Source organism: Streptomyces sp. NPDC001135 (assembly GCF_053598395.1).
Map to the genome: position 1 here is coordinate 150,556 of NZ_JBSFKD010000015.1, position 12,234 is coordinate 162,789.

Annotated in this window: 12 protein-coding genes; 5 read left to right on the forward strand and 7 right to left on the reverse strand. The window is 73.9% G+C overall.

Annotation, left to right across the window (positions count from 1 at the left end):
- Positions 1 to 77 precede the first annotated feature (77 nt).
- The 7 genes from ACWC94_RS20115 to ACWC94_RS20145 form a co-directional block, all read right to left on the reverse strand.
- On the reverse strand, positions 78 to 950 hold the full coding sequence (locus ACWC94_RS20115; protein ID WP_450798110.1) for a hypothetical protein: 873 nt from the start codon (positions 948 to 950) through the stop codon (positions 78 to 80).
- A complete protein-coding gene (locus tag ACWC94_RS20120) occupies positions 898 to 1,989 on the reverse strand; it encodes a JAB N-terminal domain-containing protein (protein ID WP_450798111.1) in 1,092 nt (363 codons plus the stop codon). The genes ACWC94_RS20115 and ACWC94_RS20120 overlap by 53 nt, the downstream gene beginning before the upstream one ends.
- Entirely contained in the window at positions 1,982 to 3,481 is a 1,500-nt protein-coding gene (locus tag ACWC94_RS20125; RefSeq protein WP_450798112.1) for an effector-associated domain EAD1-containing protein, read from the reverse strand. Before ACWC94_RS20125 ends, ACWC94_RS20120 begins: the two co-directional genes overlap by 8 nt.
- Positions 3,478 to 4,491 carry a HesA/MoeB/ThiF family protein gene (locus tag ACWC94_RS20130; RefSeq protein ID WP_450798113.1) on the reverse strand — a complete coding sequence of 338 codons (1,014 nt, stop codon included), beginning with the start codon at positions 4,489 to 4,491 and terminating at the stop codon, positions 3,478 to 3,480. The genes ACWC94_RS20125 and ACWC94_RS20130 overlap by 4 nt, the downstream gene beginning before the upstream one ends.
- A gap of 1 nt (position 4,492) precedes the next feature.
- Positions 4,493 to 5,131 (reverse strand): hypothetical protein, encoded by a 639-nt coding sequence (locus tag ACWC94_RS20135; RefSeq protein ID WP_450798114.1) that lies wholly within the window; start codon positions 5,129 to 5,131, stop codon positions 4,493 to 4,495.
- Positions 5,128 to 5,979 (reverse strand): CHAT domain-containing protein, encoded by an 852-nt coding sequence (locus ACWC94_RS20140; protein WP_450798115.1) that lies wholly within the window; start codon positions 5,977 to 5,979, stop codon positions 5,128 to 5,130. Before ACWC94_RS20140 ends, ACWC94_RS20135 begins: the two co-directional genes overlap by 4 nt.
- A 102-nt stretch (positions 5,980 to 6,081) precedes the next feature.
- On the reverse strand, positions 6,082 to 6,264 hold the full coding sequence (locus ACWC94_RS20145; RefSeq protein WP_450798116.1) for a hypothetical protein: 183 nt from the start codon (positions 6,262 to 6,264) through the stop codon (positions 6,082 to 6,084).
- On the opposite strand from ACWC94_RS20145, the gene ACWC94_RS20150 reads away from it, so the two are divergent.
- The 5 genes from ACWC94_RS20150 (at position 6,247) to ACWC94_RS20170 (ending at position 12,217) form a co-directional block, all read left to right on the forward strand.
- On the forward strand, positions 6,247 to 7,161 hold the full coding sequence (locus ACWC94_RS20150; RefSeq protein WP_450798117.1) for a protein kinase domain-containing protein: 915 nt from the start codon (positions 6,247 to 6,249) through the stop codon (positions 7,159 to 7,161). The two genes, ACWC94_RS20145 and ACWC94_RS20150, sit on opposite strands and share 18 nt — an antisense overlap.
- 12 nt (positions 7,162 to 7,173) lie before the next feature.
- Positions 7,174 to 8,250, forward strand: coding sequence for a hypothetical protein (locus ACWC94_RS20155; RefSeq protein WP_450798118.1), 1,077 nt, complete (start codon positions 7,174 to 7,176; stop codon positions 8,248 to 8,250).
- Positions 8,247 to 10,442, forward strand: coding sequence for a hypothetical protein (locus ACWC94_RS20160; protein WP_450798119.1), 2,196 nt, complete (start codon positions 8,247 to 8,249; stop codon positions 10,440 to 10,442). The genes ACWC94_RS20155 and ACWC94_RS20160 overlap by 4 nt, the downstream gene beginning before the upstream one ends.
- 66 nt (positions 10,443 to 10,508) lie before the next feature.
- Positions 10,509 to 11,684 carry a hypothetical protein gene (locus ACWC94_RS20165; protein ID WP_450798120.1) on the forward strand — a complete coding sequence of 392 codons (1,176 nt, stop codon included), beginning with the start codon at positions 10,509 to 10,511 and terminating at the stop codon, positions 11,682 to 11,684.
- Positions 11,681 to 12,217 carry a hypothetical protein gene (locus ACWC94_RS20170; protein ID WP_450798121.1) on the forward strand — a complete coding sequence of 179 codons (537 nt, stop codon included), beginning with the start codon at positions 11,681 to 11,683 and terminating at the stop codon, positions 12,215 to 12,217. The genes ACWC94_RS20165 and ACWC94_RS20170 overlap by 4 nt, the downstream gene beginning before the upstream one ends.
- Positions 12,218 to 12,234: the final 17 nt, after the last annotated feature.

The window sequence follows — 12,234 nt, forward strand, 5'->3', positions numbered from 1 at the left end:
GTACAGCCCCACCCCCGGCAGATACGCGGTACCGACACCGCAACGGCCCCCCACCAGCCACCGGCACACAGTCCCGGTCACGCGGTACTCCCCCCACTCGCTTCCAGCCGCTCCACCTGCCGGTACAGCCGCACCCCCGGCAGGTACGCGGTGCCGATGCCCGAGCGGGCCCGCAGCAGGCGCCGGTGCGAGCGCTCCAGCCGGGCGAGTGCGGCCCACCAGTGGGCGACCGGGCGGGCGGCGGCCAGGTCGGGTGGCACGGTCAGGCCGACGCGGGCCCGGTGGATGAGCGACAGGTGTGCCTCCGTGTGGCGCAGCAGGGCCGCCTCGTACACGTCGATCACCAGCTCCCGCTCGCCCATCCGGAGCTGGTCGAGCAGCCGCCCCCGCCACAGGGCCTGGGCCGGGGAGGCGGGGGCCTCGCAGTACACGGTGGTGATCAGGCGGCGGCCCTGGGGATGGGTCAGCAGCACGTCCTCCAGGAGGAGTTCGGCCTGGGTCTCGCCGACCGGGTCGGGCCGGTCGAGCAGGGCGGTGAGCGGTGAGGCGGCCCGGAGCCGCCCGGCCAGCACCGGGTCGGCGATGTGCGGCAGCGCGGGCGCGACCACCGCGTGGTAGGTGAGCACGTCCCACAGCGAGCGGGCGGGCGGTACCGCGCGGACCGTCTCGGCCGCGAGCTCGGCCTGGGTCCGTGCGCCGACCGCGGCGGCCAGCAGGAGGGCCCCGGCCCCGACCGGCCGCCGCTCGCGGGCCGCGAGGGCGTCCAGCCGCAGCCGGGCCGCCGACTGCGCCGCCAGCCGGACGACGGCCGCGGTGGCGTCGGACGGCGGATCGGCCAGCTCCTGCGGAACCGTCAGCTCGCCCTCCGGCGGTGCCGGCCGCGTGGCCGCGCCGCCGTCAGCGGCCGTCGACCACAACAGGACGCGCAAGGCGGTATCGACCGCGGTCATCTTTCACCCACTGTTCGCATTCGCGCACCGAGTCGCCGGAACGTGCGTAGAAACGCAGCAGCCGCTCCTCGCCGGTGAGATTGATCAGTCCGGCGACCTGCCAGGGCTGGCGGAACGTACCGAGGTGCAGATCGACGTCGATGCTCGACAGGCCCGAGTCGTTCCCGGAGAAGAGATGTGTGTGGTACCAGCCCATGAGCTGCCGGTCCTGCCCGGAGGCGGTGATGCGCTGGTTCACCTCGCGGAAGGAGTCGCCGGTGAACGTGAAGTGCAGTGCTCCGGCGCCCGCGTGCTCGGCCGGGGTGACCTCGGTGATCTCCACCAGATAGCGGTCCGCCGGCGCCTCGCCGGTGTCGTCCGCCCCGTCCGCGCGCTCCGGGCCGAGGACGCGCAGGACCTTTCCGAGCAGGAACCCGCCCTCCTCCAGCCGGCGGGACAGTTTCATCTCCTGCAGATGGCCGTGGATGTCGCCGGACAGCAGGACCGTCACCTGGCCGAGCCCGGCCGCGTCGATGCCCAGGTCCGCCGGGTCCACCCCGGGCACCGGCGGCTCGGCCACCTTGCGCACGGTGAAACTGCGTCTGCTCTCGCGGAGGTTGAGGTCCATGGTGCCCTCGACCTCGGGGGTCGAGCGCCCGAGGGCCAGACCGCTCAGGGAGGGATGGTCGATGCAGAAGCCCCACACCTGCTCGTCGGGGTCGAGCTGCTGCACCACGTGCTGCAGGACCGGGCCGAGCAGTTCCCGCACCTTGTACTCGCGGTCGATGACCGTCTCTCCGCCCTGGGAGACGATCACTGAGAGACGGCCGATCTGGCTGCGCAGGTTGTGGATCGTGCGCGGGCCGTCCACCAGCCGGGGGTCCGGCCTGCGCACATACCGCAGATGCATGATCAGCGGCTCGTCGGGTTCGCCGTCGGGCAGGTCCCGGCGCAGTCCTTCGACCATCAGCGAGGACAGCGTCATCTTGCCGACCAGGTCGAAGGACGTGCCCTTGTAGAGCAGCACCATGGCCGTGCCGGCGCGGTTCTCCTCACTCATCCGCGCTCACCTCCATGCGCTGGACCTCCAGGAACCGGGAGCGGTCGGCCCGCTCGGTCAGGCCCGCCCGGGCGAGCCAGGTGGTGCCGCCGATCTCCTTGATGCGTTCCTGGCCCTCCCAGGAGAACGCCCAGGCGGCGGCGCCCGCGTCGAGGTATCCGCCGCGTTCGATGATGTCCTGCACGAGGCTGTCGAAGTCCCTGGCCATCCGGTAGTCGTGGGGCAGGATCTCGTAGTTGCGGTAGCGGGCCATGTCGATGAGCATCTGGCACAGCGAGTACATGCTCAGGTCGGGTGTGTAGTCCGTCATCAGCGGTCCGAGGCACACCGCGCCCTTGCGGTCCTCGTCCCGGGCGATGTTCGGGTGGAACACGTCCGAGCGCCAGCGCACGCGCGGGGCCTGGATGGGGAACTCGGAGGGCATCCAGACGTCCAGCTCGTGCTGGTCGATACGGCGGGGTTCGAGCGGCCAGGTCTCCAGGTCTTCCGGCGGGGCGAAGCCGGGGACGTGCAGCTCCACCCGGTACTCCATCGGCAGCCGCTCGTCGTCCATGGTGACCAGCGTGAACTCGTCGTGTTCGGCGGCGAAGTCGACGATGTCGTCGCGGGCCCGGGCCAGCGCCTCGAAGCGCAGCAAGCCGTCGACACCGGCCGTCGACTCGGCGGACATCTGCAGCTGGCCGCCGTCGCGCACGCCCTGGTTGTAGAGCGGCTGTTCGGGATCGAGGCGGCGGGCCTCGCCGCTCTCGTCGCGGAAGTCGACCACGGCGCGCAGCAGATGGCCGTTGGCGTCCTGGGCGACCTCCGGCCGGTACTGCGCCCAGACGGCGGGGACCAGTTCGCTCGGCAGGGTCGTGTTGGGCACGTACGGGATCTCGAACTGCTGGCCGTCGGGGCCCATGACCTCCAGGCGGGTGTACAGGGTCGGGCGGAAGTCGTACTCGCCGTAGAGCACTTCCACGTCGGGTGCGATGCGCGCGGCCCGCTCGCGCAGCCGGTCCAGTCCGTCCGGGAGCATCGCGGCGACCCGGTAGGCGGCCTGCCGGTGGCCGGCGTACAGCTGGACGGCGTCGGCGTCGACCAGCTCGCGCACCAGTCTGAGCAGTTCGGGGTAGGCGTCGCTGCCCACGAACTCCACCGTCCGGTACAGCGTGTCGGCGTTCCCGGCGGTGCCGGCCTGCTCCCGCTCCTCCTCCTCGAGGAAGGCACGGATCTTCTGCAGAGCCTGGTTGCCCGGCCAGCGGCCCAGCACCGTGTCCAGCAGCTGCTGGACACCGTCGCGCTGTACGGCGCCCAGCTCCAGCGCACGCACCACCTGCCGCCAGTAGGCGCCGATCTCCTGGCCCGCGTCCCAGCGCGGCCGGGCCTGCTGCGGGAAGTCCATGTCGTCCAGGACTTCCTCGGCCTGGTTCTGGGTGCGGTAGAGCTCTCCCAGCAGGTTGACCAGTTCGCGTTTGATGTCGGAGGGGAGCTTGCCCGCTTCGTACGTCATCGGGGTGTTCCTTTCCCGTCGGCCCCGGCCAGTTCCAGGTAGCGGATTCCGCGGGTGCGGCCGGTCGTGACGACCGGCAGGATCTCGCGCGGCGCCACACCGAGATCGGCGAGCCGGGCACGCGGGGGCGCGTCGGTGAGCCGGGTGGACTCGCGCGGGGGCGGGGAACCGGGCAGGGGCGCCCAGGTCATCACGGTCTCCTCGGGGGCCAGATGGGCGGTCAGGTCGGCGGGGGTGGACAGCACCGTGTCGGGGACGGGAGCCACCAGGTCGGCGGGGATACGGCGGTGCAGGGGGCAGTCGGGGTCGCGGGGCACGGTCACCGGGGTCGCCGTACCGCCGGCGGCGTCCACCCGGATCACGCCCGGGCCGGTGGTGGCACCGCACAGCAGCCGTACCGCGGTCACCGCCAGCCATGAGCCGATCAGCGCGGACACGGGCGCCGAGGCGCCCGCCTCGGGTACGACGGCGTCCGCGCAGGCCCACGGGTCGTCCTGGGCGGCGCGGTCCCGGGGGGTGAGGCCGCAGCCGAAGCAGGGCCCGGACGGCTCGTACAGCCGTATCTCGCCGCCCCAGGCGCTGGTGCCGCCGTCCAGCAGCGCGGCGCCCACCAGCTGGCAGCGGCCGGCGAGCTGGAGCCGGGCCGCCAGGCTGTCCAGGCAGCTGACGACCAGCGAGGCGTCCCGCAGTTCGGCCAGGCCCACCCCGCTGGCCAGGGGTGCGGTGCGGGCCTCGGCCCGGGTCACCGGGGACAGAGCGGTGAGTCTGCGGGCCGCGGTGGGGGCCTTGGGTGCGCCGATGTCGTCGGCGCGGAACAGCGGGGCGCGGCTGAGGTTGGACTCCGCGACCGTGTCGGGGTCGCACAGCACCAGGCGGCCGACGCCGGCCAGGGCGAGCGCCTGGGCGCACTGGCTGCCCAGGGCACCCACCCCGCACACCACGACGGTGGCCTCCGCCAGCCGCTGCTGGTCCCAGCCGCTGACGAGGGCGTGGCGGTCGAAGCGTCCCATGTCAGTTCCGCCTCAGGGTGCGGAAGTTCATGGGGCACTGCTGGACGGTCAGTTCGCTGCGCCACTGCTCGAAGCAGCCGAGGCCGCGCGCCGGGTCCTGGTGGACGGCCTTGCGGCAGCCGGGGTCCTCGGGCGAGCAGGGGCAGACGACCACGGTCTCGAACAGCCGGAAGGTGTGGGTGCACACGAAGCAGGCGTTGCGCTGCCGCGGCTGCCCGAGGACCGGGTCGCCGGGCATCAGCCGTACGGTGTGCAGGGTGTCCGGCCGGGGGTCGGTGGTGTCGACGCCGCGGAAGAAGGCGGCCTGCGCCCCCGGGTCGGACGGGTCGGCGGGCGGGGCCTCGCCGCTGCAGGGCAGATTGCGCAAGTGGTGGGTGACGTCGGTCAGTCTGCCGTCCTCGGCGTGGCGCAGATAGACGGTGTCGTCCAGCCGGAAGGTGTGGCCGCACACCCGGCAGGGGGCGCGGCGCGCGGAGCCGGGGCGCCGCCAGGTGCCGAGCCAGCGCGAGTCCACGGTGGTGGAGGCCGGGCCGTCGGCTCCGGCGACCTGCGGGTTGTCGCCGCGCTGCAGTCCACGCTCGAAGGCGCTGGCGACGCCGGCGGGGGCGGAGGTGGCGCGGGGCGTGTCGGGTGTCGTCATGCCGCGCGGCCCCTTCGGGTGCGGTGGTGCACCTCGTCCGGGTCGTGGCCGCTCAGCAGGAGGGCCACGCGGGCGGCCTCGCAGGCCCGGTCGACGGCGGTGGAGTGGGCGAGGGATTCGTAGAAGCCCTTGGCGAAGGCGAGGGCGGCGTCGTCGGTGAGTTCGCCGCTGGTGCCCACGACGGTGTCGGCGCAGCCGAGCAGGCCGTCCGCGTACGCCGCCGACCAGCAGGAGTTGAGGACGACGCAGGTGAGCGGCGCGTACAGGGCGAGGGCCGCGGCGAGCGCCCGTACCGGGACCGGGGCGGAGGTGCCCGTCTCGTCCTCGAAGAGCAGCCGGCCGTCGTCCGTGCCGTGCCCGGCGAAGTGCACGATGTGCGGCCGGACCGCCTGCAGCTGGGGCAGGATGTCGGACACCCGGGCCGCCGGGTGGGCCTCCACCGTCAGCCGGCCGGCGGAGCGGGCCGCCGCCTCCCGGACGACGCGCTGTTCGGCGCCGATGCGCAGCCTGGCCTCGTCGAGCGGCGCGGACATCAGACACAGCACCCGCAGGCCCGCCGGGGTGCTCCGGCCGGCCAGGGCCGCGAGGCCCTCGTGTCCCGGGAAGAGCACGGCCGCCGCGGTGACGAGGTCGCCGAGCGTGACGCCCTGGAAGCGGCCCTGGTCGACGGTCCGGCAGACCGCGCGCCACCAGGAGGCGGCGGGCAGCTGGGAGAACGGCGGCAGCAGGGCCGGGCTGATTCCGAGGTCTTCGAGAAAGGCGTGACTGTGGGGTGCGTCCGGAAACAATTCGCCCAGTGTTTCGAATGCGCCGGCATCACGCAGTTGTGTCCATGTCGGACTGGCCATCTGTTCGTCCCCCGAGCCAACTACCGTCACGTATTGGGCCGTTGGTGAGAAGGGTACGCGCAGTGACGCTCCGCGGGTGTAGTTTCGGATTCCGCAGCACACTTATCGGGGGCGGGTTTGATCGAGCGTCTGGAAATGATCACCTGTGGTGGCCGCGATGCCGGAAAATCGATCTTCGAGATCGATTTCGATCGCCAGGGAGAAATATCCCGGGACGGGTTCCGGGAACGTCACGGCCTGCTGGTGCACGGCGGCGGCGAGCGTGTCGTGCAGCGCATCGCCCACACCGACGCGGCGCGCCGGGAGCTGGAACGGACCGTCAGGACGGCCGACGTGCTGGTGCGCCGGCTCGGCATCACCAGCTACCCGCCCGAACTCAGCCGCGTCATCGGCTACCGGGTGGACAGCCGGGCGCCCTACCTCCTCGCCACCCGGCGCGGCCGCCCCCTGTCCGAGATCGGCGACCGGTTACCGCTGGCGGCGGGCCAGTTGTGGGCCGTCGTGGACGGCATCCTCGCGGTGCTCCGGCACCTGAACGACCTGCGCCTGGTGCACCGGGACATCCGGCCCGAGACCCTGTGGTGGGACGGGACCACCCTGCAGCTGGCCGACTTCGGTCTCACCCTGGACGAGGGCGAGCCCCGCGGCGCGGCGGCCGGCACCGACCCGTGGCGGTCCCCGGAACAGGCCAAGGGCCAGGGCCGGGCCGACTGCCGGGACGACGTCTACTCCGCCGGCGCCGTCATCTTCCACCTCGCCACCGGCGAGGAGGCCACCACGGCCGCGGACATGCGCGACCGGGTGCGCTGGCTCGACGCCGGCCAGCGCACCCTGCTGGAGGGGGTCTTCACCGACGAGGCGCGTCAGCGCGTCAGCGGATACACACTGCGGCTGCGCCGCGACACCCAGGCGGGCCGGAGCACCGGCTCCGGCCCGGGCACGTCCCGCCCGCCCCGCCTCGCCGAGGCCGAACAGCAGGCCCGCCAGCACTTCCACGAACTGCGCGCCCGGCAGCACGCCTTCAACCAGCGGCAGCACAGACAGGCGTACCCCCAGCCGCCCGCCGCCGCCCCGCGCACCGGCCCGGTCACGCCCGTCATGGGCAGGCGGGCCCTCGTCCTGTCGGTCGCCGTGGCCGTCACGCTCGTCGGCGTGCTGATCGCCGTCCTGGCGCTGGCCTGAGGGGGGAGTGACATGGCAGCAAAGGTGAGGTGCCCCATCTGCCTCAGCATGGTCGACTGGGCGAAGGCCGAGACCGTCACCCTCACCGCGGACGGCCGGCCCGAGCCGCTCGCCCCGCTCGAGGGCGAGGACGACGTGCTCGGCAACCACCGCCGCCTCGACGCCTACCGGCTGTGCACGGGCGGCGGCGAGCCGCACGTCCTGCCCGGCCGCTACGGCGACTTCGGCGAGCCCCTGGTCATCGGCGTGGTCGGCGAGTCCGCGGCCGGCAAGAGCCATCTGCTCGCCGCCATGCTCGGCATGCTCTCCGACGTCGACCGGATGGCCCGCCTCGGCCTGGTCGTCGGCGGGCTCGACCTGAAACTGCACCAGCGCTATCTGAAGGACGTCGTCCGGCCCTTCCTCGACCAGGGCCAGGGCCTGGCCGGAACCCCGGCCCAGCCGCCGGAGTTCACCGACGCCCTGTGGATCCACAACAGCAACACCGGACGCAATGTCGCCGTCGCCTTCTTCGACGTCTCCGGCGAGTGGCTCGCCGACCACGACGCCGAGGTGCCGTTCCTCGGCGCGGTCAGCGCGCTGGTCTTCGTGGTCGACCCGACCCGGATCCGCGGGCTGACCGCCGCCACCGGCAGCGTCACCGGCGACCCGTCCTTCGGTGTCGTCCTCGACAAGATCGGTCGGCTGCACGGGGTGGACGGCTCCCAGTTCCTGCCGCTGCCGGCCGCCGTCGTGGTCGGCAAGTGCGATCTGCTGCGGCACCACGAGCCCCTCGTCGACCGCTGGTTCCAGAACACCTCCCCCGACGAGGAACTGCAACTGGCCACCGTGGAGCAGGAGAGCGAGGACGCCTACGCCTTCCTCAGCTCCCGCGGCGCCGCCGGCTGGCTCGCCCCCTTCGTGCGCTGCGCCCGCTCCACGCTGCACTTCGCCACCGCGACCGGTCACAAGGCGGTCGAGGCGGACGGCGTCCAGCGCTCCCCGCACGGGAGTTTCGCGCCGCGCCGGACCCTCAAACCCATGCTCGCCCTCTTCGCCATGTGCGGGGTCCTCGACCCCGACGGCCCCGGCCAGGGAGCTGTCCGATGACGACGGTCGACCAGATCCTCTTCGGCTGGGCCGAACGGGACCACGAAGGCAACGCCGGGGTCCGCCCCGTCGCCCACTCCGGGCTGCGCACCCTCGACCGCTGGGCCAAGCGCCTCCAGTACGTCTGGGCCACCCAGGACGGCCAGGGCGAACAGCCGGAGGACTCCGCCAGCCTCGTCCACCTGGTGTTCGACGACGAGGCGGCCGTCCTGCGCAAGCTGCCCTCCAGCAACCCGCACGGCCGGGGCGGCGCCACGCTGACCCACGTCCTGGTCGGCGACCCGCGCGCGATCGACGCCGGAATCGCCCTGGGGCTGCACGACTGGCCGGGCTGGCGGGACCGCGAGCCGGACGGCGCCGGGTCGGACCTCGCCGCGCTCGACCTGGACGACCTGAGGCAGGCGGCGCGGCCCGGCCTGGCCGCGCTGCGCGACCGGGTCGCCGAGGTCCCGGCCGATCAGCTCACCGCGCTCGTCGCCCGGATCCTCGCCGAACCCGCGGAGGACTTCAGCGTCCTCACCCGGCCGCAGCTCGCCCTGCCGACGATGACGGCCCTGTTCGACATCGCCGGGCCGGTCTCCGGCAGGCCCTGGACCTTCGCGAGCCGGGAGTCCACCGACAAGGGCGGTCATCAGCCCCGGGTGGTGTTCCTCGCCTCCCGTCCGCCGCAGTCGATGTACATCAACCAGCGCCGGCGCGTCGACGTGACCGAGCCCCCGCCGGACACGGACACCGCCCGGTTCGCCGCCCAGCTGGTGGAGCTGTACCGGGAGGACGGACACGCGGCGCTGGAGCGGATCCGCCCGCCGCACCCGCTGCACACCGCGCAGGACGTGGACGCCTGGCGGCGGACGGTACCGGTCGTGGACGGCCGGATCGCCGACCCACGGGTCCGCCTGGACGTCTTCCTCGACGACTCCCTGCTCGAACGGGCCGTCGAGCGCGGTGTCCTGGTCCGTGAACGGGCGCGCATGACCGGCGAGTTGCGCCGGCAGTCCGCGGAGTGGCTCACGGCGGCGCTGCGCCGCTGGCGCCGCCTGGAGCTGCGGGCCGCCCGCCATCCCGAGCTGCGGGACCTGCTGCTGACCGAGGCCGTGGAGGCCTGCCTCACCGGGCAGGGGCCCGACGGGCTGGTGGAGGCGACCAGGGACGCGGAACCGGCACCCCCGGTGGTGGCCAGGGTCTTCGGCCGGCAGGTGCCGCCCCCGGGCCTGGACCTGAGCCGGGCCGCACACCGGCGGCTCCTGATCGTGGCCCTGGCCCTGCGCATGCCCCCCGGTGCGCTGGACCACACCGACCTCCTCGCGGCCAGCCCGGCCGAGGAGCTCCTGGACCTCGTCGCGCGCTACGCCGGCCGCTACCCGGAGGCCATGCACCTGGTGCTGCGCCACCTCGCGGACGCGGGCCCGAGCCCGGTCGCCGCCCGGCTGTGGTACGAGCAGGGCCTGCTGCTCGACCCGGTGGACCGTATCGCCGGCGGCGACCGCGTGAAGGAGGTCGACTGCTTCCGCCAGCTGCTCCTGGCCGCGCACGGCCCTCGGCTGGACCGCACGGTCGCCGCGACCCTGGTGGAACGCGCCGGGGTCCGGGCGCCGCTGGGCCTGTACGCCGCCGCACTGGACCTCGCCGCGGACGACGGGGCCCAGCAGCGGATCCGATACGAGCTGTCGGAGCAGTTCCTTCGCGCCGAGGGGTACCCCGGCCCCGGCGCGGGCTCCCCCTACGGGTCCCGGCCGGGCGGACCGGTACTGGGCGGCGGAACGGCCACGCCGCCGGGCCACGGCGCCCCCGGCCCGGTCCCGGCCACGCCGGGCGGGCCCCGGCACGACCCGCCCGCCACGGGCACCGGCTCACAGTCGTCGGCCGCCACGGGTGCGGACCCGTACCCGTCGACCCCCTCCCCCGCACGCGCGCACACCGCGTGGGACCATCCGGCCGTCCCAGGGTCGGGCCACCCCGCCCAGGGAGTCGTCCCCGACCCCTCGCAGTGGGAGTCGCCGGCGCCGCGGGATCCGAGCCGGTGGGCGGCCGGCCCGCACGCCGACGGCGGCCAGCAGGAGCCGCCCGGCCGCCGACGCAGCGGGCTCGGGGGCCTGGGCCAACTCGACGGCCTCGCCGTGGTCTTCGTGTCGGCGCTGCTCTTCGTCCTGCTCTGCACGCTCGGCTACATCCTGCTGACCTCCATGCCCTGACGTCGGGCACCCCCGCCGCCCTGCCCGCTCCCCACACCGACTGCCGGACGACACGAATGACGCCGCATGACATCGACTGAAGAGGCAACACCGCCGAACCCCGGGTCGGTCCCCACGCAACGCACCGGCCTCGATTCCGAACTCGACGGCATCGCCGGGCGGATCCGCGCCCTGGCGAACCGTGCCCGCGCCGACGGCTCCGACACCCGGGTGCTCGACCGCGTCGTCGCCGACCTGGAGCGGGGCGGGGCCACCCTCGCCGGCACCGATCTGGTCGCCGCCTACCCGCCCGAGGTGCTGCTCCCGGATGCGCCCTCGAAGGGCCGCGGCACCCTGGAGGGCTGGCTCGGCGTCGCCCGCGACGTGCTGGTGTTCGCGCCCATCGCACTCACCTGGTGGCGGCTGCGCGGCGCCCTGGACGCCTACGACGCGACCCGCAGCCAGGACCCCTTCCTGCTCGGCTGGGCCCGCGGCTTCCCGCAGGGCAGCCCGCCCGAGCCGACCACCGTGACCCTGGGCACGTCCGCGCTCCACGTCACGCTGCTCATCCTGGCCGTCGTACTGCTGACCCTGGTGCTGCACGCCCTGCAGCGCAGCCGGGAGCGCCGGCTCTCCCGTGAGGAGGAGCGCGGGCGGCTCGCCAACGAACTGGCGCTGGCCACGTTCCTGCTCGCCACGCCCGCACGGCCGGCCGGCAAGCCGCTGGACAGCCGGAGCGCGGAGAAGCTCGCTTCCCAGCTCAACGCCGGTACGGAGGTACTGGTGTCGGCGTTGCACCGCACCTCCCAGGAGATCACGGCCGTCCTGGAGACCGGCCCGGGCAGCAGGATCCAGAGCGCCCTGGACGGCTGGACGAAGACGGTCGACGAACTGACCCGGCTGATCCGGGGGCTCACCCCGCCCAGCGAGCTGGCCCAGGACCTGATCCGGATCCGGGAGCAGAACGCCGAGGACGAGGCGAAACTGCGCGCCGCCATCGAGACGCTCGTCGGCGACCTGCGGCGCGCCCAGGAGACGACCGGGCAGGAGATCCACCGGCACGACCTCGCGGTCGCCTCGGTACGGGAACTGGCCCGCAGTCTCGGGGAGACGCTGCTCGTCTTCACCGAGCGGGCGGAGAACCTGGTGGACTCCACCCGGAGCATCTGGCAGCTCGTCGACCGCCTCGACAGCCGCACCGGGCACCTTCCGTCCGGCGGCCTGGACAACGCCGACCCGCCGCCGTACCGGGGCCGGCCGTGAGCCGCCGGCCGCCGCAGCGGGCGGCCGCCGGGCGCACCGTGCTGCTCGCCGGGTGGCTCTTCGCCGACCTGCTCCTGCTGCTGCTCGTGATCGCCCTCGGCTCACTGCCGCGCGAACAGCGCACGGGTACGACGCCGAAGCCCCGCACACCGTCCAGCCCGCCGCCGAGCACCCAGCCGGCGGAGCGGGGGCTGGTGCTCAAGCCGTGCAGTTTCACCGTGCGGACGGGCAGTGCCGGGTCCGTGCGCAAGCAGTTCGGCGCGCAGCTGCGCGGGGCCGGGGTGGCGGACCGTACGGCGGGTTTCGTGCTCTCCTTCGGCACGGCGCCGGACCCGGGGCCGGGTCAGGAGGCCGCCGACAAGGTCAACTCGATGATCACCGGGGGGTTTTCGCACTTCAGGCACGCGCCGAAGCGGGGCTACTGGAAGGGCGGGCCGTCCGGCAAGGTGCGGATCGACGTCTTCTTCCTCGCCACGCCCGACGGCGACACCTCGTTCCCGAAGAGGTGTCACTCCTCGGACGACGACAGCTGACCGAGGGGCGGGGGCAC

Coding starts and splice junctions, on each gene's coding strand:
- ACWC94_RS20160 (WP_450798119.1), top strand. CDS start 8,247: ATGACGACGGTCGACCAGATCCTCTTCGGCTGGGCCGAACGGGACCAC.
- ACWC94_RS20155 (WP_450798118.1), top strand. CDS start 7,174: ATGGCAGCAAAGGTGAGGTGCCCCATCTGCCTCAGCATGGTCGACTGG.
- ACWC94_RS20115 (WP_450798110.1), bottom strand. CDS start 950: ATGACCGCGGTCGATACCGCCTTGCGCGTCCTGTTGTGGTCGACGGCC.
- ACWC94_RS20130 (WP_450798113.1), bottom strand. CDS start 4,491: ATGGGACGCTTCGACCGCCACGCCCTCGTCAGCGGCTGGGACCAGCAG.
- ACWC94_RS20165 (WP_450798120.1), top strand. CDS start 10,509: ATGACATCGACTGAAGAGGCAACACCGCCGAACCCCGGGTCGGTCCCC.
- ACWC94_RS20140 (WP_450798115.1), bottom strand. CDS start 5,979: ATGGCCAGTCCGACATGGACACAACTGCGTGATGCCGGCGCATTCGAA.
- ACWC94_RS20125 (WP_450798112.1), bottom strand. CDS start 3,481: ATGACGTACGAAGCGGGCAAGCTCCCCTCCGACATCAAACGCGAACTG.
- ACWC94_RS20135 (WP_450798114.1), bottom strand. CDS start 5,131: ATGACGACACCCGACACGCCCCGCGCCACCTCCGCCCCCGCCGGCGTC.
- ACWC94_RS20120 (WP_450798111.1), bottom strand. CDS start 1,989: ATGAGTGAGGAGAACCGCGCCGGCACGGCCATGGTGCTGCTCTACAAG.